Origin of the sequence: Rhodococcus sp. 4CII, from assembly GCF_014256275.1 — a bacterium.
In the GTDB taxonomy this organism is placed as follows: domain Bacteria; phylum Actinomycetota; class Actinomycetes; order Mycobacteriales; family Mycobacteriaceae; genus Rhodococcus_F; species Rhodococcus_F wratislaviensis_A.
Window position 1 is genome coordinate 3,693,877 of record NZ_JACCFE010000002.1, and the last position, 19,176, is coordinate 3,713,052.

At 65.3% G+C, this 19,176-nt stretch carries 20 protein-coding genes; 11 read left to right on the forward strand and 9 right to left on the reverse strand.

Annotation, left to right across the window (positions count from 1 at the left end; translation table 11 throughout):
- Positions 1–7: 7 nt before the first annotated feature.
- Together dnaN and dnaA are read right to left on the reverse strand one after the other, a co-directional pair.
- Positions 8–1,192 carry a DNA polymerase III subunit beta gene (dnaN, locus tag H0B43_RS17895; protein WP_185726705.1) on the reverse strand — a complete coding sequence of 395 codons (1,185 nt, stop codon included), beginning with the start codon at positions 1,190–1,192 and terminating at the stop codon, positions 8–10.
- 683 nt (positions 1,193–1,875) lie between these two features.
- Complete coding sequence (gene dnaA, locus H0B43_RS17900) at positions 1,876–3,459, reverse strand: chromosomal replication initiator protein DnaA (protein ID WP_185726704.1); 1,584 nt, start codon at positions 3,457–3,459, stop codon at positions 1,876–1,878.
- A 737-nt stretch (positions 3,460–4,196) separates the two neighbouring features.
- On the opposite strand from dnaA, the gene rpmH reads away from it, so the two are divergent.
- From rpmH to H0B43_RS17950, 10 genes are all read left to right on the forward strand, one after another.
- Entirely contained in the window at positions 4,197–4,340 is a 144-nt protein-coding gene (gene rpmH, locus H0B43_RS17905; RefSeq protein WP_005263481.1) for a 50S ribosomal protein L34, read from the forward strand.
- 27 nt (positions 4,341–4,367) lie between these two features.
- Positions 4,368–4,745 carry a ribonuclease P protein component gene (gene rnpA, locus H0B43_RS17910; protein ID WP_185726703.1) on the forward strand — a complete coding sequence of 126 codons (378 nt, stop codon included), beginning with the start codon at positions 4,368–4,370 and terminating at the stop codon, positions 4,743–4,745.
- The gene (gene yidD, locus H0B43_RS17915) at positions 4,742–5,119 is read left to right on the forward strand and encodes a membrane protein insertion efficiency factor YidD (RefSeq protein ID WP_185726702.1); all 378 of its coding nucleotides are present in this window, start codon (positions 4,742–4,744) and stop codon (positions 5,117–5,119) included. Before rnpA ends, yidD begins: the two co-directional genes overlap by 4 nt.
- 4 nt (positions 5,120–5,123) lie before the next feature.
- Positions 5,124–6,236, forward strand: a complete 1,113-nt coding sequence (gene yidC / locus H0B43_RS17920; RefSeq protein ID WP_185726701.1) for a membrane protein insertase YidC — start codon at positions 5,124–5,126, stop codon at positions 6,234–6,236.
- A gap of 19 nt (positions 6,237–6,255) precedes the next feature.
- Positions 6,256–6,810, forward strand: coding sequence for a protein jag (locus H0B43_RS17925; protein WP_185726700.1), 555 nt, complete (start codon positions 6,256–6,258; stop codon positions 6,808–6,810).
- A 657-nt stretch (positions 6,811–7,467) separates the two neighbouring features.
- Positions 7,468–7,710 carry a hypothetical protein gene (locus H0B43_RS17930; RefSeq protein ID WP_397517460.1) on the forward strand — a complete coding sequence of 81 codons (243 nt, stop codon included), beginning with the start codon at positions 7,468–7,470 and terminating at the stop codon, positions 7,708–7,710.
- Between the two features lie 583 nt (positions 7,711–8,293).
- Complete coding sequence (gene rsmG / locus H0B43_RS17935) at positions 8,294–8,977, forward strand: 16S rRNA (guanine(527)-N(7))-methyltransferase RsmG (protein WP_005249117.1); 684 nt, start codon at positions 8,294–8,296, stop codon at positions 8,975–8,977.
- 68 nt (positions 8,978–9,045) lie between these two features.
- Positions 9,046–10,059: a ParA family protein gene (locus tag H0B43_RS17940; protein WP_185726699.1), complete on the forward strand. Its 1,014-nt coding sequence runs from the start codon at positions 9,046–9,048 to the stop codon at positions 10,057–10,059.
- A complete protein-coding gene (locus H0B43_RS17945; RefSeq protein ID WP_185726698.1) occupies positions 10,056–11,147 on the forward strand; it encodes a ParB/RepB/Spo0J family partition protein in 1,092 nt (363 codons plus the stop codon). Before H0B43_RS17940 ends, H0B43_RS17945 begins: the two co-directional genes overlap by 4 nt.
- Positions 11,148–11,304: 157 nt before the next feature.
- Positions 11,305–12,003 (forward strand): GNAT family N-acetyltransferase, encoded by a 699-nt coding sequence (locus H0B43_RS17950; protein ID WP_185726697.1) that lies wholly within the window; start codon positions 11,305–11,307, stop codon positions 12,001–12,003.
- An 18-nt stretch (positions 12,004–12,021) separates the two neighbouring features.
- Here H0B43_RS17950 and H0B43_RS17955 read toward each other — a convergent pair whose 3' ends face one another.
- From H0B43_RS17955 to H0B43_RS17975, 5 genes are all read right to left on the reverse strand, one after another.
- Entirely contained in the window at positions 12,022–13,221 is a 1,200-nt protein-coding gene (locus tag H0B43_RS17955) for an N-acetylmuramoyl-L-alanine amidase (RefSeq protein WP_185726696.1), read from the reverse strand.
- Between the two features lie 155 nt (positions 13,222–13,376).
- On the reverse strand, positions 13,377–13,700 hold the full coding sequence (trxA, locus tag H0B43_RS17960; protein WP_005249122.1) for a thioredoxin: 324 nt from the start codon (positions 13,698–13,700) through the stop codon (positions 13,377–13,379).
- A 38-nt stretch (positions 13,701–13,738) separates the two neighbouring features.
- Entirely contained in the window at positions 13,739–14,722 is a 984-nt protein-coding gene (gene trxB / locus H0B43_RS17965) for a thioredoxin-disulfide reductase (RefSeq protein WP_185726695.1), read from the reverse strand.
- A gap of 110 nt (positions 14,723–14,832) precedes the next feature.
- Positions 14,833–16,020: a 4,4'-dithiodibutanoate disulfide reductase gene (nox, locus tag H0B43_RS17970; protein ID WP_185726694.1), complete on the reverse strand. Its 1,188-nt coding sequence runs from the start codon at positions 16,018–16,020 to the stop codon at positions 14,833–14,835.
- A 52-nt stretch (positions 16,021–16,072) separates the two neighbouring features.
- Positions 16,073–17,044, reverse strand: coding sequence for an NAD-dependent epimerase/dehydratase family protein (locus H0B43_RS17975; protein ID WP_185726693.1), 972 nt, complete (start codon positions 17,042–17,044; stop codon positions 16,073–16,075).
- Between the two features lie 89 nt (positions 17,045–17,133).
- Between H0B43_RS17975 and H0B43_RS17980 the strand changes: the two genes are divergently transcribed.
- Positions 17,134–17,703: a TetR/AcrR family transcriptional regulator gene (locus tag H0B43_RS17980; protein WP_185726692.1), complete on the forward strand. Its 570-nt coding sequence runs from the start codon at positions 17,134–17,136 to the stop codon at positions 17,701–17,703.
- 3 nt (positions 17,704–17,706) lie between these two features.
- Here H0B43_RS17980 and H0B43_RS17985 read toward each other — a convergent pair whose 3' ends face one another.
- Together H0B43_RS17985 and sigM are read right to left on the reverse strand one after the other, a co-directional pair.
- Entirely contained in the window at positions 17,707–18,468 is a 762-nt protein-coding gene (locus tag H0B43_RS17985; RefSeq protein ID WP_185726691.1) for a hypothetical protein, read from the reverse strand.
- Between the two features lie 93 nt (positions 18,469–18,561).
- Positions 18,562–19,143 carry an RNA polymerase sigma factor SigM gene (gene sigM, locus H0B43_RS17990; RefSeq protein ID WP_185726690.1) on the reverse strand — a complete coding sequence of 194 codons (582 nt, stop codon included), beginning with the start codon at positions 19,141–19,143 and terminating at the stop codon, positions 18,562–18,564.
- Positions 19,144–19,176 lie beyond the last annotated feature (33 nt).

Below are 19,176 nucleotides of genomic sequence, written 5' to 3' on the forward strand. Positions count from 1 at the left end.
CGAATACTCAGCCCGGCAGACGCACCGGCATCAGCAGGTACGTGTACGCGCTCTCCGGGGCCGCGAAGCTACCGGAGTCGTCGGGTTCGATCTCGTCCTCGGTGGCCGGACGCAGCACGGCCGGGCGGCTGGGGGTCGTGAAACCGAACAGCACCTGCTCGCTGTGCAGCGAAGACAGTCCGTCGATCAAGTAGCCGGGGTTGAAGGCGATGGTGAGCGGCTCGCCCTGGAAGACCGCGTTCAGGCCTTCCTCGGCGCGACCCGCGTCGTCGCCGCCGGCGGACAGGAGAAGTCCCTCGGTGGAGAACTGCAGACGGACCTGCGCGCCACGCTCGGCAACGAGGGCCACACGCTTGATGGCCTCGACGAGCGGTGCGATCTCCACCGTGGCCAGCGCTGTGTGCTCGGACGGCAGCAGCTGCCGGAACTTCGGGAATTCGGCGTCCAGCAGGCGGGTGGTGGTGCGGCGACCGTCGTTGACGATGCCCAGGAGTCCGTCGTTGCCCACCGCGGAACCCGAACCGAGAGCCAGCTCGACCGGCGAAGTGGCATCTCCTGCAAGTGTTTTCGCGGCTTCGGAGAGCGTCTTCGCGGGGATGAGGACAGCTGCGGTGGTGTCGGGGCTCGCCGGCGACCACTCGAGTTCACGAACCGCGAGCCGGAACCGGTCGGTGGCCGCGAGGACGATGGCGTTGCGCTCGATCTCGACGCGGATGCCCGTGAGCATCGGGAGGGTGTCGTCCTTGCCCGCCGCGACGGCGACCTGGCTGATCGCCTCGGAGAACACGTCGGCAGGGATCGATCCGGTCTGCTGCGGCAACTGCGGAAGCTGGGGGTAGTCCTCGACCGGCATCGTGGGCAGCGAGAACTTGGCGCTTCCACAGGTGATCAGGACGCGGGTGCCCTCGAGATTCACGTCGACCGGCTTGTTGGGGAGCGACTTCGTGATGTCGGCGAGCAGTTTGCCCGAAACCAGGACCTGACCGGCGCTACCGACCTCGGCTGCGACCCTGACCTGCGCCGATACCTCGTAGTCGAATCCGGAAACCGTCAACCCCTGTTCGGTCGCGTCCAGGAGGACACCGCCCAGAACCGGCACCGGAGGCCGTGACGGCAGACTGCGAGCGACCCATGCCACTGAATCAGCGAATTCTTCCCGGGAGACACGAAACTTCAGGCTTCCAAGCTCCATCGCCGGGTTGTTCCTCTCGGTAGGCACGGTTGATCGCCACGGTCGGACCGTGACCACAGCACTGCAGTCTTTCACAGAGCGGCGATGCATAACCGTATGCCCTCGAGGACGAACTTGAAAGCCGAACGGTCCCGTCCTCGAGTCTCCGACGGAGGCCTGTGAACCGACACGATCCCCAACCCTGTTTTCAAAGAGTTTTCTATAAGAATTAACGAGAAGTACTATTAGGTCCTGTGGAATCTGTGGACTAACGGCTGTAGACGCTGGTCGGTCCGGCTCGAGGAATGGGGAATTCTCGAGGACAAACTCGAGGACCGAATCGCCCCCCATGTGGACTACTCGAGGTTGTTCGAAGTTCTGCACGTTCTGTCCACAGGGATTCCACCTCATCCCCACATTTATCCACAGGTGTGCATGCTTTATCCCAGGTCCCGGCGTCGGCGTGTTGCACCGGTGTGTCGCGTCGGCAGCGGTTCGTCCGCGCCTCGAGTAGACCCTCGAGCGGCACCTCGAGGACCCGCTCGAGCCCACCCTCGAGGACTGGCTCGAGGCACCCCTCGAGTCGTCCCCGGCGCCGGCCGCACGCCTCGCACGCAGCGAGGGCCGGAGCGCAGGACTCCGGAAACGACCTGTGCCCCCGGTAGGCGAGCTACCAGGGGCACAGGAGAGGGGGTGGGCGTCGACTACCTCTTGGAACGCTGCTTGATCCGGGCCGTCAACTCCTGGACCTGGTCGTAGACCTTCCGCCGTTCCGTCATCTCCTTGCGAATCTTCTTGTCCGCGTACATGACAGTGGTGTGGTCGCGACCGAATGTCTGCCCGATCTTCGGCAGGGACAGATCGGTGAGTTCACGGCACAGGTACATGGAGATCTGGCGGGCGGACGCCAACGGACGTGCCTTGCCGGGGCCGCAGAGGTCGTCGATGGACATGTTGAAGTACTCCGCGGTGACCGCCATGATCGTCGCAGCATTGATCTCGAGACTCGACGAGTCGGGCATCAGGTCGCGCAGCACCACCTCGGCGAGCGTGAGGTCCAGGGGTTGCCTGTTCAGGGACGCGAAGGCCGTCACTCGAATGAGGGCACCCTCGAGTTCCCGGATGTTGCGTTCGATCCGGGAGGCGATCAACTCGAGGACGTCGTCGGGCACCTCGAGCCGGTCCATTCGGGCCTTCTTGCTGAGGATCGCGATGCGGGTCTCGAGTTCGGGAGGCTGGACGTCCGTGATCAGGCCCCATTCGAACCTGGTGCGCAGGCGTTCCTCGAGAGTCGCCAGTTGCTTCGGCGGGCGGTCGGACGACACGACGATCTGCTTGTTCGCATTGTGCAGGGTGTTGAAGGTGTGGAAGAACTCCTCCTGAATACCTTCCTTGCCCTCGATGAACTGGATGTCGTCGACGAGCAGCACGTCGGTCTCGCGGTAGCGGCGCTTGAACGCCACCTTGCGGTCGTCACGAAGGCTGTTGATGAAGTCGTTGGTGAATTCCTCGGTGGAGACGTACTTCACCCGCATGCCGGGGAACAGGCGCTGCGCGTAGTGACCGGCCGCGTGCAGGAGGTGCGTCTTGCCGAGCCCGGACGCTCCCCACACGAACAGCGGGTTGTATGCGCGTGCCGGTGCTTCGGCGATCGCGACGGCGGCGGCGTGGGCGAACCGGTTGGACGAGCCGATCACGAACGTGTCGAAAGTGTATTTCGCGTTGAGGCTGTTGCCCCCCGTCGCTGCAGGTGCCGGGCCCGTGGGCGGTTTCGTGAAGTACGACGGCCAGGATTCGTGGACGCTGGCGATGGCCTCGCTGTCGTCGTCGACCTCCTCGAAGTCCGTCGTGTCGGTATACGGCTGATCTTCGGCGCCGAATCGGCGCCGGCGGAACGAACCGGAACTGGTGACGGAAGGCTCGAGATGGCGTGGGGTGTGGATGGGTTCGGGCTCGGGGCGGTGCTCCCGGCTCGGGGGCTCGGATTCGGGTTCGTCGTCGGCCGGGGCCGCGATGCGCACACCGAGGCCCTCCACCTGCTCACCGAGATGGCGGCCGAGCGCGTGCAGGATCGGCTCACGGAGATCCCGCTCGATCGCCTCCTGGGCGAACGGCGACGGCACGGACAGGAGCGCGAAGCCCTGGGCGAGTGTCAGCGGTTTGACGAGCGCCAACCACGCCTTCTGTCCCCTCGTCAACGGCGGCAGGTCGCCACCGGGCGAATCGGATGTGAGGTCGGCGACGACGTCGATCCAGATCCGTGCGAGCGCATTCGGATCGTCGTTCACGTGGTTCCTCCCCAGTGTTTCGCGGGCTCGGCGCCGGTGGTGCCGAGCCCAGATGTCGGTGCCGTCGTCGAGGTGGATTTGGGAGCTCCCCGACCTGAGGATGGACCCCGTACGGACCTACGAATATGCCATCTGAACTGTGTTTCCACACAATTATCCACAGATGTGGACAAAGCGCAGACGTCCCCCGTCGAGACGCCGTTGCGTGACGGAAAGTCCAGATTGGGCGCGCTGACCTGCACCTATGCTTAAGAAACCTGGATGCCCGGGTTCGAGGACCCGGGAGATGAAGGGTGTCAACAACCCTCGTGGCGATCCGAAGCGGCACACCATCTGTGCCCTGTGGATGAATTGTGGTGAATGTGCAGATGAGAACGCTGAAGTCGAGAGCTGGGCACTCGATCAGGGTTCATCGGCGAGACCATGCATAGACGCTAGCAACAGTGTCGGCAACCTCACAGCGGTTTGGCACATTGGAAGGTGGGGTGCAAGCATTTGTCGATCCTCGGCGTGTCGGTCCACCGATTCGCGGGGGAATCGCAGGTGAGCGAGTTTGACCTGACCGGGAGTGGTAAGTACTCTCGAACAGTCACCCTGTGGTGAGGTGGCGGTTTCGTGCTGGCTCGAGTCCAGTCTCGGAAGCGTTTCATCCCCACCTGTGGATGAACACCTGAGTTTTCGTCAATGTTAGATCCATGACGCCGGGAGGCGTCGATGAACTTCGAGGAGTGTTGACCGTGGCCAAGGGCAAGCGGACGTTCCAGCCGAACAACCGACGCCGCGCGCGCGTTCACGGCTTCCGTCTTCGTATGCGGACCCGTGCGGGTCGTGCAATCGTTTCGGCGCGTCGCCGTAAGGGCCGCGAATCCCTCACCGCCTGATCCCGACACTGGGTTCGGGAGCTCGGGGTGTTGCCTGAGCCGTACCGATTGCGTCGTCATTCAGATTTTTCGTTGACTGTGCGACGTGGTCGGCGGATGGGAAGACGCGACCTGGTTGTGCACGCATTCGACCGGGTACAGGCAGATGAGCTGGTGAGTAGCGGCGGTCCGCGATTCGGACTGGTTGTGAGTAAGGCTGTCGGGCCGGCGGTGATTCGACATCGAGTCGCACGCCGGCTTCGTCATATCTGCATCGACCTGGTGGACCTCGTTCCACAGGGAACCGATGTGGTGATTCGGGCTCTTCCGGGAGCCGCGACTGCAAGTAGCCGGGACCTGGATAAGCAACTCCGTGCAGGTCTCCATCGATTGGACCTTCTTGCGCCCGTGAGTAACTCCACATGAAAAGCGCACTCCACGAGTCGCGCGCCGACACGGCCGAGGGCACCTCCTCGGCCGCATCCGCATGGAAGTCGGTCCGTGCGCTACCGGCGCGCACCCTCATATTCCTCATCGAGCTCTACCGGACGTATGTGTCGCCCCTGAGGTTGCCGACCTGCCGGTTCATGCCGACCTGTAGCGAGTACGCGGTGGAAGCCCTGCGTACCCACGGGGCGATCAAAGGTCTTGTATTGACGGTGGTTCGGTTGGCGAAGTGCGCCCCCTGGCACCCTGGTGGGTGGGACCCGGTCCCCGGTGGGCGGGATTCAACCGTGGACCGTCATGCGGGTAGCCGTCATTGCTGTCCGGCGAACGTGGACGAACAGAGGAGTACATAGAGCCGTGCTCGACTTCATTTACTATCCGGTGTCCGGGATCCTGTGGGTCTGGCACAAGGTCTTCGGTGCCATTCCCTTTCTGGGTCCGGACAGCGGAATCACGTGGGCGCTCTCCGTGGTGTTCCTCGTGTTCACGCTGCGTGCCGTGCTGTACAAGCCGTTCGTCAAGCAGGTTCGGACGACGCGCCAGATGCAGGAACTTCAGCCGCAGATCAAGGCTCTGCAGAAGAAGTATTCGGGTGACCGTCAGCGCCAGGCTGCGGAGATGCAGAAGCTCCAGAAGGAGCACGGGTTCAACCCGATCATGGGCTGCCTCCCAGTTCTCGCGCAGGCGCCGGTCTTCATCGGCCTGTTTCATGTGCTTCGCTCGTTCAACCGCACCGGCACCGGTATCGGTCAGCTCGGCATGTCGGTCGAGGCCAACGCGAACACGCCGAACTACTTCTTCAGCGTCGAGGACGTGCAGTCCTTCCTGAGTGCCCGACTGTTCGGTGCCCCCATCTCGGCCTGGATCACCATGCCGAAGGCGCAGCTCGATGCGTTCGCCGCATACGGTCCCATTCCCACGGTCCTGAACATTGCCGTCGTCGCGGTTCCGTTGATGGTCATCGCCAGCATCGCGACGCACTTCAACTCTCGCGCGTCCGTCGGCCGCCAGAGCCCCGAGGCCGCGGCCAACCCGCAGTCCGCGATCATGAACAAGCTCGCGCTGTACGTCTTCCCGCTCGGTGTCCTCGTCGGTGGCCCGTTCCTCCCCATCGCGATCCTCCTGTACTGGGTGAGTAACAACATCTGGACCTACGGACAGCAGCACATCGTCTTCCGCCGCATCGATGCGGAGGAGGAAGAGAAGAAGCAGGCTGCCATCGCACGCCGAGCCGACAACGCTCCGAAGCCCGGTGCGCGCCCGGATCTCGCCAAGAAAAAGAAGAAGTCCGCGACCGCAACGGACGGTTCTTCCTCGGACGGTGAACCCGAGATCGTGGAGGGCGTGGTCGAAGACAGCGCCTCCGATCAGGTGAGCGGCGACGGTTCGGCGTCGAGTACGTCGAAGCCGAAGCCCGGTGCCCGCCCCCAGTCCAACCGCGGAAAGTCCCCCAAGCGCAAGCGGCGCTGATTCAGAAAAGAGAACGAGCATGGCTACTGAGCCTGACATCGCAGTGGACGGAGATGAGACAGACGTGACTGCAACGACGCAGAACCCGGACACCGAGGTGGATTCCGATTCTGACGACTACCTGATCGAGGAAGGGGAAATCGCCGGCGACTACCTGGAGCAGCTGCTCGACGTCCTCGACTTCGACGGCGATATCGACCTGGACGTCGAGGGTGACCGCGCCGTGGTCAGTATCGACGGTGGGGACGACCTCACGAAGCTGGTCGGGCGCAAGGGTGAGGTGCTGGACGCGCTTCAGGAGCTGACCCGCCTCGCCGTTCAGCAGGCAACGGGTGAGCGCAGTCGTCTGATGCTCGACATCGCCGGATGGCGTGCCGGACGTCGAGCAGAACTCACCGAGCTGGGTTCGTCCGCAGCGCGCCGCGTTCTCGAGAGCGGTGAGCGCGAGGAGCTCGCTCCGATGACGCCGTTCGAGCGCAAGATCGTCCACGACGCAGTCGCGAAGGTCGATGGCGTGTCCAGCGAGAGTGAGGGCGCTGAGCCGTCACGTCGTGTGGTCGTCATCAAGGACTGATCCTCCGAGGCATCACCAAAGGCGGACTCCCGGACTCACATCCGGGAGTCCGCCTTCTTTTGTCACCACGGTCACGTGCCGTCACTCCGGGCCACTTTCGTTTCACGTGAAACACAGACCCCTCCCCTCCCCCACCGAGAGTTCGGTGCCTGCAATGAGATTCCGACTTCCCGAGGGCGCCATCGTTGCAGCCAGAAATCGCTCTGGAGTGAGGACGATGTCGCGGGCACCTGGCCGAGGTTCCGATGGAGTTTCCCGTCCCGATCCGGTCGAGGATGGCGGTCATGTCGGCATCGCCTGGAAGACTTCTTCGCCAACGCCACGCTTCGAGATGACCGCGTTGATGTCCGCGGACGACATCCACTCGGCTGGTCGACTCGCGCCAGGATCGGTGGGCGGGGCAAGATCGCAAGACGCAGGGACCGACAATCGTCGCAACACCATCGGTTCATGGTGCCGGACCGTCGGCGAAATCTGTGTCCGCCAGGTCGTGAGACACCGCCCGCTCTCGTGGCCCCGCCTTGGCACGATGAGTTTCGACGACCACCCCAGTCCGCACATCGAACGGACCGAACCGCGCCACAGACTGGGATGGAGTGACTGATCGACGAGGGCGAACGACAGATTCGGAATCTGATCGAACGGTGGCTCGAGGCTGTGCACGGTGGTGACAAGGCTGGGGTTCTCGCGGACCACTCCGACGACAACGAGATGGTCTCGTTGGAGGTGACTGCGGGCAAGGACGTCGCGTTCGGCTACGTGCTCCGCCGCTGTGGAATGGATGCGGAACACGCTGACAATCCGGAGAACCGGCTTCGGCTGACGGTGGGATTGCGGAAGGAAGATGGTCGTTGCCTCGTTGCCCACGAGCATCACTCCTTTCCGGACACCGGTGTCTGAAGCACGGCGAATGCGGTGTCTCAGTCCGCCGTTTCGAGTGTTTTCGAAGATTTTAGGTTGTAGGTTCACCCACCCCACTACCCCAGGAAGTTTCGTCACTGTGATGATTGCGCATTCAGGGATTCGTCGGAGGGTGGCGACCGAGTGGTAGCGACGGAGTGGGCGTGGATGGGCCCTTGCGGTGGAGGCCTTCGGCTCGGCTATCAGTGGCCGGAAGGTCGTCGGCCTCGGAGCGCGTCGTGGGGGTGTGCTCGGGACGCGGTCGGTCATCTCCGCTTGTTCCACGTGAAACAGTGAATTGCGTGTTCCACGTGAAACATCCGAACGGCAACCCCCCGCTCGTCGATCCGCAAGATCACCCCCGGTCGTGTGTGCGAGGTCGTCGCCGAGCAGCGATTCCGATGCGGCCGCGAGTGGCGCGAATAGACGCAGTCCCTCCCCTCCCCTCCCCTCCCCTCCCCCACCGAGAGGGTGCGGCTCGACACTGTTCCGGCGTTGCGCGTTCGAGTTGGCGGACATACGCAGGAGTGAGGGCGGATAATGGAGAAGCTGTGTTTGTTGATTTCGCGTTGTTCGCGGGAGGATGTTTCACGTGGAACCGAATGGTGGAGAGCCGGCCGAATGGGACGAACAAGCGGCGGCACGCCAGGTGTTCGGTGAACGATTCGACATTGCTGAGCGCTACTACAAGTCGTTGGCGACGGACGGTGTCGAGCGGGGGTTGATCGGTCCGCGGGAAGTCCCGCGTCTGTGGGAGCGGCATCTCCTCAACTGTGCCGTCGTCGGTGAATTGATCGCCGAAGGTGAGTCGGTCGTCGACGTGGGAAGCGGCGCTGGATTGCCGGGGATCCCCCTCGCGATTGCGCGGCCGGATCTTCGGATCACCCTGGTCGAACCGTTACTGCGGCGCTCGGTGTACCTCGCCGAGTTCGTCGAATCCAACGGACTTGACGTGCTCGTCGTGCGGGGGCGCGCCGAGGAGTCGGGTGTCGTCAAGGAGGCGGGTGGCGCCGACGTCGTGACATCCCGCGCCGTGGCCCCTCTGGAGAAGTTGGCGAAGTGGTCGCTGCCCCTCATCCATGAGCATGGGAGAATGCTCGCATTGAAAGGTTCGAGCGCCGCCGAAGAGATTTCCCGTGACCGCGCGTCCCTGACTCGGTTGGGTGCTGGCAAGCTGGATATCGTGGAATGCGGTGTGGGTCTGCTTCCCGTCCCCACCGTTGTCGTTCGGGCAGAGCGGGTACCGAAACGCCGTCAGCGTCGATGACGATGTGGACGGTGGATAGCGAATGAGTATGTCGAGTAACGAGCGATCCCCAATCGAAGGAGTAGTCAATGTCGGGTGGGCCTGAATCCGCCGTTTCACGTGAAACCGTTTCACGTGAAACCGACCATCAATCCGACCAGGCGACGAGCTCCGAGAACGGAGACGACGGATTCACGGCCCCCTACAACGGAATCTCCGCGGCAGAGACTCCGATCGGCGCCGCCGCGCATCGCGCTAGCCAGGTGCTGCATCCGCATTCGGTGACGCTGCCGAAGCCACCCGAGCGACGCATCCTCACGATCGCCAATCAGAAGGGCGGCGTGGGTAAGACAACCAGCGCGGTCAATCTTGCGTCCGCGCTCGCGGTGCAGGGACTCACGGTTCTGGTGATCGACCTCGACCCGCAGGGCAATGCCAGCACGGCATTGGGCGTCGCGCACCACTCCGGCGTGCCTTCCAGCTACGAACTCCTCCTCGGCGAAGTGACGGCCGCGGAGGCGATCCAGAAGAGCCCGCACAGCGATCGGCTCTTCTGCATTCCGGCGACCATCGACCTCGCCGGTGCCGAGATCGAATTGGTGTCCATGGTCGCCCGCGAGGGACGGCTCAAGGGCGCGTTGTCGGAGAAGGCTCTGGGTGAGGTGGACGCGGACTTCATCCTCATCGACTGCCCACCCTCGCTCGGACTGCTCACGGTGAACGCGATGGTCGCGGCAAAGGAAGTCCTGATTCCGATCCAGTGCGAGTACTACGCACTCGAGGGTGTGGGACAGCTGCTGCGGAATATCGAGTTGGTCCAGGCGCATCTGAATCCCGAACTCCACGTGTCGACGGTGCTGCTCACGATGTACGACGGGCGCACCAAGTTGGCCGATCAAGTGGCCGAGGAGGTTCGCACGCACTTCGGCGACGCCGTCCTCCGGGCTGTGATCCCCCGCAGCGTCAAGGTGTCCGAAGCTCCGGGGTACGGGATGACCGTGCTCGACTACGACCCCGGATCACGGGGCGCCATGAGTTACCTCGACGCGGGACGTGAACTCGCAGCACGCACCGCAAAGACCACGAAGCAGGAGCAGCGATGAGTCAGACGCGTAAGGGTGGACTTGGCCGTGGACTGGCTGCGCTCATTCCTACCGGGCCGGCCGCGGGACCGGGTCTGGGCAACGCAGCCGCTGACGTCGTCATCGGGGCGGATCGGCGCAACGTTCTGACGGCTCCGGCACCGAACTCGTCGGACTCTGCGACCGACGACGACTCGGCGCCTGCGTCCACGGGAAACACGTCGTCCAAAGGTAAGGGCGACAAGAGCAGCGCCGCGACAACGTCCGGCAATGGCGCGGAACCCCTCCCCTCCCCCACCGGAGCGGTGTATCGGGAGATTGCTCCCGACCTGATCGAGCGGAACCCCAAGCAGCCCCGCCAGGTGTTCGATGAGGACGCTCTCGCCGAGTTGGTGCACTCGATTCGTGAGTTCGGTCTGATGCAGCCGATCGTGGTGCGCCCGATCGACGGCGGCAAGTTCCAGCTCGTCATGGGTGAGCGTCGGTGGCGTGCCGGCCAGGAAGCCGAACTCGAGACGATCCCGGCGATCGTCCGCGAGACCGGTGACGACGCCATGCTCCGCGACGCCCTCCTGGAGAACATCCACCGCGTCCAGTTGAACCCACTCGAAGAGGCGGCGGCATACCAGCAACTGCTCGAGGAGTTCGAGGTGACCCACGAGGAACTGGCCGCGAAGATCGGTCGCTCGCGGCCCGTCGTCACGAACATGATCCGACTGCTCAAGTTGCCGATTCCGGTGCAACGACGGGTGGCGGCGGGCGTCCTGTCCGCCGGGCACGCCCGCGCCCTGTTGTCGCTCGAGGCGGGGGCCGACGCGCAGGAAGTGATGGCGGCGCGGATCGTCGCCGAGGGAATGTCCGTCCGCGCGACGGAGGAAGCGGTGACGCTCGCCAACCGCAGCGACGACCAGGTGCAGCCCGCGCAACGACGCAAGCCGATCCAAATGCCGGGTCTGCAGGACGTTGCCGAGCGACTTTCGGATTCGTTCGACACCCGGGTCACCGTCAGCCTCGGCAAGCGCAAGGGAAAGATTGTGGTCGAGTTCGGTTCGGTGGACGATCTTCAGAGGATCGTTGGAATGATGGAGGCACAGAAGGCCGATTCGTGAGCGCCTGAGAGAGGTAGAAGTACCCGCGGAGGATCCGTCACTGTGACGGTGATCGCCGGCGGACCGACTGCAGCGAAACTATCGGGGGCGAAAAACATTGAATACCAGAGGATGTCGCATGATCTGCGGTAGTGACATTGGGAGGCTGAGCTAGCCCGTGTCGACTCACGTCACATCGCTCACTCTCGACGGCTTGGACAAGCTCTCCGCCCACGCCCGTCGCTGTGTCTTCTGGGAAATGGACCCGGCGGCCATCCACAGCTCGCGCGGCTTCTGCGACCAGGAGTTCGAGAAGGAAGCTTGGCTCTCGATGGTCATGCTCGAGTGGGGCTCGTGCGGACAGGTCGCCGTCATGGACGGCAAGCCCGTCGGCAGCGCGCTCTACGCTCCCCCGCGCACGGTGCCCCGCGCGCAACTTCTCCCGACCGCCCCGGTCGGTGCCGACGCCGTCCTCCTCACCAGCCTCCGGCTCGAGCCGGCAGGTGAGGAACAGAATCTGGGAACCACGTTGATCCAGGCCGTGGTGGCCGATCTGGTTCGGCGCGGTGTCCGTGCGCTCGAGGCGTTCGGGATTCGCGACACCGAAGGGTCGGGACTGGTCGACACGCACGGGGTGGCGTCGGCCACCGCGGCGCGCGAGTGCTCCCCCGAGGAGTGCATGATCCCTGCCGATTTCCTCGAGGACAACGGCTTCGAAATCGTCGCACCCCATCACCGGTTCCCCCGGCTACGGCTCGAGCTGAACCGGGATCACGGGTGGAAGGAAGACGTGGAGGCGGCGCTGGAGCGGCTGATTCACACCGCGTCGGTGAGCATGGTCGACATCGGGGAGCGCACACCCGTCGGAGCGCACTGAGCGCTCACGGCGGGTGGGTCAGGAACGTTCCGAGGCCGACAGCTCTTCGGCGAGCAGCTCGGCGAAAGTGAACGTTCCGGTGGGCTGATCGTCCTGACCGAGCAGGTACAGCCGCTTCACGGAGATGAGGATCGCTTCGGCGATGGCGTCACGCGCCCGCGGGTTGGACAGCACCGCGGCATCGAGGTCGTTGGTGAGATACCCGAGGTCGATCTGCACGGTCGGCATATTGGTCAGGCGCAACAGATCCCAGGTGCGGCCGTGGGTCCGGCAGTCCTGCAGCGGGGTGCGGGCCACGATCTCGCGCTGGATGAACCCGGTGAGAACCTGCCCGATCATCGACGTGGAACCGTGTGAGTTGCCGAAGTGGAAGCTCGCGACACCGTTCGCGGCCGGGCTGGCGTTGCTGTCGCAACGCAACGAGATCATCAGGTCGGCATCGAACGCGTTGGAGGTGGATGCACGCTCGATGTCCGTGGGATTCGCGTGGTGTGGACGGGAGAGGAACGTTTCCATTCCGGTTGCGGCCATGCGGCCCTCGAGGCGGCTGGCGAGATCCCACAGGATGTCCGACTCCGAGATCGTGCCGTACGGGGAACGCACGATGGTGCCGTAGGTGTCGCCGCCGAGACCCGGGTCGATGATGATCCGCTTGCCGCTCAGCTGGGGGCCGGAGCTGCGCACCATCTCTTCCTCGCTCATGGCGTGCGGCGAGCCACCGGTGACGCGGGTTCCGAGCAGTTCGAGCGACCGGAGGGTGGCGGGACCGCAGATGCCGTCCGCGGCGATACCGATCTCCCGCTGGAACGAGGACAGTGAATCGTGGGTCTGCGGTCCGAAGAATCCGTCGACGCGGCCCACGTAGAAGCCGAGGTCCTGCAGGCGGGTCTGCAGGGTGGCGACGTCGTCGCCGTAGAGCGGTGCGGACAGCTGGTAGATCAGCGTTCGGGCCCCGAGACGGTAGGACGCCTCTTTCATGGACCGGTAGGTGGCGGGACCCACGATTCCGTCGACGAGAAGCCCACGCTGCTGTTGGAAGGCCCGCACGGCGCTGTCGAGATGATGATCGAACACTGCGTCGGGGGCGATCCAGTGTGAACCGTTGATGTTCTCGCGGCGGGTGCCGTCGACACCGTTGTGGAGGAATCCGAGACTGGCCAGAGTGCCCCGAATCTCAGCGACGGCCGGACCTGTGTCGCCGTGACGGAGTCGGTGCATGTTTCGGGGCCTCTCAGTCCGATTCAAACGAGTCTCGGTACAAACAAAACGATCGATGTGCCCGGTCGGTCTAACTGATGCGACTGGAGCACATCGATCGATTGTCTCAGAGATTCCCACAAAATCGGGAATCGCGCCGGGTGTTCGGGTGTCGATCAGAGAACGTCGGCGAGCTCTTTCAGCAGCGCAGCCTTGCCCTTGGTGCCGACGATCGTGTTGATCGGCTTGCCGTCCTTGAACAGGATCAGCGTCGGAATCGACATGACCTGGAAGTCGCGGGCGGCGCCCGGGTTGGCGTCGATGTCGAGCTTCGCGATGGTCAGTTTGTCGCTGTGCTCACCGGCGATCTCCTCCAGGACGGGGGCGATCATCTTGCACGGGCCGCACCAGGTGGCCCAGAAGTCGACGAGGACGGGCTTGTCGCTGGAAATGACGTCCTGCTGGAACGAATCATCGGTGATTGTGACGGTATTCGACACGGGGATTTCCCTTACTCGAGGTGGGTGTGTGGGGGTGCTCAGGCGTCGACCGGTAAACCGGCGGCGGCCACGGTGTTGGCGGTGATGTCGCCGCGCTCGGCCAGCCAGCGCTCGGCATCCATCGCCGCGGAACATCCGGTGCCTGCGGCGGTGACCGCCTGCTGGTAGATGTGATCCACCAGGTCGCCGGCGGCGAAGACACCGTCCACGGAGGTGGCGGTGGTCGGATTCTGCACGATCACGTACCCGGCGTCGTCGAGGTCGACCTGACCCTTGACGAGTTCGCTGCGCGGGTCGTGTCCGATGGCGACGAACATGCCGGTGACGTCCAGCGTGGACGTCTCACCGGTGACGGTGTCGCGGATCACGAGGCCGGTGACGCTGGTCTCCCCCAGCACCTCGACGGGCGCGGCGTTGGTCACGAACCGGATCTTCGCGTTCGCCTTGGCGCGCTCGAGCATGATGCGGGACGCACGGAACTCCTCGCGGCGGTGCACCACGGTGACGCTGCGAGCGAAGCGGGTGAGGAAGGTGGCCTCCTCCATGGCGGAGTCGCCGCCGCCGACCACGACGATGTCCTGATCCTTGAAGAAGAATCCGTCACAGGTGGCGCAGGCGCTGACGCCGCGGCCGAGCAACTTCTCCTCACCCGGAATCCCCAGGTAACGGGCCGCGGCACCCATGGCGAGCACGATGGCGTGCGCCTGGAAGGTCTCGCCGTTCACGACGACCTTCTTGATCGGGCCCGTGAGGTCGATCTCCTCGACGTCCTCGGTGCGGATGTCGGTGCCGAAGCGCTTGGCCTGCTCGCGCATCTGGTCCATCAGATCGGGTCCCATGATTCCCTCACGGAATCCGGGGAAGTTCTCGACCTCGGTGGTGGTCATGAGGGCGCCACCGAACTGGGTCCCCTCGAACTGCAGCGGTTCGAGTTCCGCGCGCGCCGCGTAGACGGCAGCGGTGTATCCGGCAGGTCCCGAACCAACGATGATGAGTTCATGAACCGTCGATGGAGTGGTCATGCGGGCCTTCCGGTAGTGAGGGGTGCTCAGTCGTATCGATCAACACCAGACTAAAGGGTGTTGTTCCCGGGCTGCAGGTGATACCGGTCGCTCCCCTCTCGGCACCCTGATCAGCGCAGAGTCTCCCGGATGACGCAGTGTGTGCCCGTGTAGATGGTGGGCATGCATTTGTTGCAGTGGATGCAGAGTCCCTCGGGCACGTGCTGGTCGTGGAACTTGTTGACGAGGTCGGGGTCGCGGAGCAGGGCCCGGGCCATCGCGACGAAGTCGAAACCCTCGCCGAGTGCGTTCTCGATGGTGTCGAGTCGGTTGATGCCGCCGAGGAGGATGAGCGGCATCGACAGCGCCGCGCGGAACTGCCGGGCCATCGGGAGAAAGAACGCTTCCTCGAACGGATAGGTCGGAAAGATACGCGGCCCGTATACCTTCAGACCCCAGCCGACCAGTTTCGGCTGGGAGGCAACGAATTCCGCCATCGGGACGTCACCCCGGAAGAAGTACATGCCGTTGAGCAACGAGCTGCCGCCGGTGAGCTGCAACGCGTCGAGGTGGCCATCCGCTTCGAGGAGCTGGGCGATGCGCAGGCTGTCGTCGAGCCACAGCCCCTTCGGGACACCGTCCGTCATATTGAATTTCGCCGTCACGGCCACCGAATCGCCGGCGGCGCGCCGCACCCGCTCGATCACTCGGCGGGGAAAGGCGGCCCGCCGCTCGAGGCTGCCGCCGTACTCGTCCCTGCGCCTGTTGAGGTTCGGGCTCATGAACGAGCTGAGGAGATAGTTGTGCCCGAGGTGGACCTCGACGGCGTCGAAGCCGGCGTCGACGGCATTGCGCGCCGCGTCCTCGTAGTCGGCGGTGACCCGGTCGAGTTCGTCCCTGGTGGCAGCCTTCACCAGGCCCATGGCGGGTGGGCTGAGGCGGGTGGACGGTGCGAGGGTCTTCGCGCGGTTGGACAAAGTGTTCGCGACCAGTCCGGCATGACCGATCTGCGCCGCGACCAGTCCCCCTTCGGCGTGGACGGCATCGGTGAGCCGGCGGAGGTCGGGCACGTGGGCGCGGTCGAGCACGAGGGTGTTCGCGTGGACGCGTCCGCCGGGTGAGACCGCGCAGTACGCGACGGTGGTCAGCGCTGCGCCGCCACGAGCGACCTCGGCGTGGAAGTCGACGAGCTGGTCGGTGACCCGGCCGCGCGGCATGACACCTTCGAACGTCGCTGCCTTCACGATGCGGTTGCGCAGGGTCAGGGGGCCCAGTCGAGCCGGTTCCCAGATGCCGGGGCGCGGTGCCGGAACGGTCATGGTGGTCTGCCTTCGGTGGAGTTGGGTGGTGGATACTCGGACGGGTGGCGGCTCAGGCGAAGGTTGCGGCCAGCGCGGCGCGGGCCGGACGCCAGGTGAGGCCCAGTTCCTCCCGGGTTCTGGAGTCGTCGGTCGGGGTGGCGGAGGTGAGGAGCCAGGCGGCTTCGTAGCTGAGTCCGGCGCTGAGCGGGGTGAGCTTGCCGATCACGTCGGCGACGCGGCCGAGCGTGCGAAAGGCTCCTCCGGACAGCGGGATGCGACGCAGACGCCGGCCGGAGGACTGTTCCAGGATGTCGACGAGCTGGTTGAACTCGACGAGTTCGCCGCCGCAGACGTATCGGCGTGGACCTCGACCGGGGCGCATCGCGGCGGCGTGGACGGCGGCCACGTCCCGCACGTCGATCATCTGCATGCCCCCGTCGAAGCGCGGTGCCACCCCGCCGCCGACGATCGCACCCCAGCCCTGTTCGGTGACACCGGTGGTGGAGCCGAGGCCGGGGCCGACGACGCTGGTCGGGTAGGTGATGACGACGGGCGCGCCGGCGTCCTGGAGTGCCCGGGCGATGCGGTCGGCGGCAGCTTTGGTGCGGCCGTACGCACTGCGTCCCGCCGCCGTCGGACTGTCCGGTCCGATGACGGGGTCGGGTGACGGAAACAGCGCGCTGAAGCTCGCCACGTGGATGATCGGATCGAGTCCGAGGAAGGCCGCGCGGGTGAGGATCGCGGCGGTGGCCTGGGTGTTGATCTCCCACATCAGCTGTTCGCGACGATCGTCGGTGCCCACCACCCCTGCGGCGTGGAGCAGGGCGTCGCAGCCGTCGAGGAGGCGAGCCACCGCCACGGCGTCGCGGATGTCGCCGGTTACCTGCTCGATCCGCGCGGCGTCGGCCCCGGCCGCTGCGAGCAGAGCGTCGGGGGTGTCGTCGGGCAGCGTCAGCAGTCGAACCGTGTGGCCGGCGGCGAGGAGCGCCAGCGTGGTGTGGGCGCCGACGTATCCGGTGCCGCCGGTGACCGCGATCTTCATATATCCGTCCCGTTCGAGTTACGATGCCACTGGTCTCGTAATAGGTACGATATAGCGCGGAAGGCACTTCTGTCCCACAATTCGAACCGATGAATGCAACCGGAACCGGCCGCCCCCGCGACCCGCGGATCGACACCGACGTCCTCGCGGTCACCCGCGCGATGCTCGTGGAAGCGGGCTGGGAACAATTGAGCATGCGGGCCATCGCAACCCGCTCCGGGGTGAGCAGGGCGTCCATCACCCGGCGGTGGCCGTCGAAGGCGCACCTGGTCCTCGATGCGATCCTCGGGGTGACACCCGACCTGACACCGTTCGAGGGCACCGATCGCGAAGGCTGGATCCGCTGGGTGGTGACCGGCAGTGCCGAACTCTTCTCCCGCCCGGAGGTGCGGGCGGCCACACCCGGTCTGCTGGCCGCGATCCGGGACCACGACGATCTCCGCACCGCGCTCTGGCGGGGATTCAGCGGGCCCAGTACCCAGTTGTTCGGAAGCGAACCGTCTCAGGAGTCGAACACGGCGACCGCTGTCCTGGTGCTTGCCGCCGGCGCCGCACTGTTCACGAGCCTGATCGCCGTCGAGGACGACACTCCGCAATTGCGTGCGAAGATCCTCGAACTGCTCCTGCCGGTCGCGCGGTCGGCGAACGGAAACCTCTGATCGTCAACCGATATCGGTGACGGCCAGCGTCGCCGGATCCTCTGCGCTGCACTCCCGGCCCACCACGAGAGCCGTGATCTGCGGCGGTTGCGGACCCGCCAGCAGAAGCAGGACCCCCGGGGCGCCGTCGAGGCGAACCTCGCCGGATCCCAGAACCGTACGGGACTGCTCGATACCGTTGGCGCGCAAACATTCTGCGAGCGCCACGGGGTTCTCGAGCGGACCGAGCTTCCGCGAACCGATCACGGTCAACAGGCGTCCCGAATCGAGATCGGCACCCAGATCCAGAACCGCCGGCGTCGAGGTGGTTTCGGAACCGGGCAGGGCCACCGGCGGCGCGGGTGCCCGACCGTCCGGCGTGACGACGGCGACGGCCACCACGACCGCTGCCGCCGCCGCGAACGTTCCTGCGGCCACCGCCGCCCACGTCCGTCGCCGGGTGAGCGGCACGACGGTGGGCGTGGTGGGGGTGTCCCGTTCCGCGGCGAGCGCCCGACGGATGCGGTCGGCGACGTCGTCGGGAATGGGAGTGGAGACGGAATGATCGCGGCCGAGCGCTCCGAGCTGATCGGTGACCCGGTCGAGCGAGTCGATGACGGCCATGGCCTGCGGGTCGTTCCGGACCAGCGGCCACAGTCGATCGCTGACCGAGTCCGGCAATACCCCGGCGTGGAGATCGGCCAGCAGGTCCTCGGAGTAAGGCGGTGCGGGCAGCATGGCATCGAACAGCTCGGCATCGAACGCCTCGGGTTCACGGTCGGCCATGGCACCTCCTCACCGAGTTCTTGCGGTCCGGGTCATCGTGGTCGGGGACGCCGAGACACTCCCCCACTCCTACTAGGGTTTGACGCCCCGGAGTCATGATCGGTTCCCCTCCACCCGAAAATATTCGAGCGAGGCGGCCAGCTTCTTCCGGCCACGGGCGCAGCGGCTTTTCACGGTGCCCTCCGGGACCCCGAGGAGCGCGGCGGCCTCGCTCGTCGACCGGCCCTCGAGATCGACGGCCACGATCGCGGTCCGCTGATCCGGTGGGAGCTGCGCCAGTGCGCGTTCGACCACCAGGCTGAGCTCCACCTCGGCGACGTAGTCGCGGGTGTCGCGCGGTTCGTCGTCCTCCTCCGCGGAGAGGGACACCGCGGGGCGCGCCTTGTTCCTTCGGATGCGGTCGAGGCAGGCGTTGACGACGATCGTATGGAGCCAGCTCCGGACCGCGGCGTCGCGGCGAAACGAGCCCGCATTGCGATGCGCGGACAGCAGCGCCTCCTGCAACGCGTCGGCGGCGTCCTCGGCGGTGTAGCTGGTGCGCTTGGCGACGTGCCACAGATGGTCGTAATGGCGTCCGAGAAGTGTCTCGAATGCGTGCCTGTCGCCGGCGACGTGCGCCGCCAACAGGTCGACGTCCGAGGGCTCACCCTCGGAATCCCCCCGGAAGATTCGCACCGGCGGATGTTAGCTCAGTTCGCCGGTCGGTGA

Coding starts and splice junctions, on each gene's coding strand:
- dnaN (WP_185726705.1), bottom strand. CDS start 1,192: ATGGAGCTTGGAAGCCTGAAGTTTCGTGTCTCCCGGGAAGAATTCGCT.
- yidD (WP_185726702.1), top strand. CDS start 4,742: ATGAAAAGCGCACTCCACGAGTCGCGCGCCGACACGGCCGAGGGCACC.
- H0B43_RS17925 (WP_185726700.1), top strand. CDS start 6,256: ATGGCTACTGAGCCTGACATCGCAGTGGACGGAGATGAGACAGACGTG.
- rsmG (WP_005249117.1), top strand. CDS start 8,294: ATGTTTCACGTGGAACCGAATGGTGGAGAGCCGGCCGAATGGGACGAA.
- H0B43_RS17940 (WP_185726699.1), top strand. CDS start 9,046: ATGTCGGGTGGGCCTGAATCCGCCGTTTCACGTGAAACCGTTTCACGT.
- H0B43_RS17945 (WP_185726698.1), top strand. CDS start 10,056: ATGAGTCAGACGCGTAAGGGTGGACTTGGCCGTGGACTGGCTGCGCTC.
- H0B43_RS17955 (WP_185726696.1), bottom strand. CDS start 13,221: ATGCACCGACTCCGTCACGGCGACACAGGTCCGGCCGTCGCTGAGATT.
- trxB (WP_185726695.1), bottom strand. CDS start 14,722: ATGACCACTCCATCGACGGTTCATGAACTCATCATCGTTGGTTCGGGA.
- nox (WP_185726694.1), bottom strand. CDS start 16,020: ATGACCGTTCCGGCACCGCGCCCCGGCATCTGGGAACCGGCTCGACTG.
- H0B43_RS17975 (WP_185726693.1), bottom strand. CDS start 17,044: ATGAAGATCGCGGTCACCGGCGGCACCGGATACGTCGGCGCCCACACC.
- H0B43_RS17980 (WP_185726692.1), top strand. CDS start 17,134: ATGAATGCAACCGGAACCGGCCGCCCCCGCGACCCGCGGATCGACACC.
- H0B43_RS17985 (WP_185726691.1), bottom strand. CDS start 18,468: ATGGCCGACCGTGAACCCGAGGCGTTCGATGCCGAGCTGTTCGATGCC.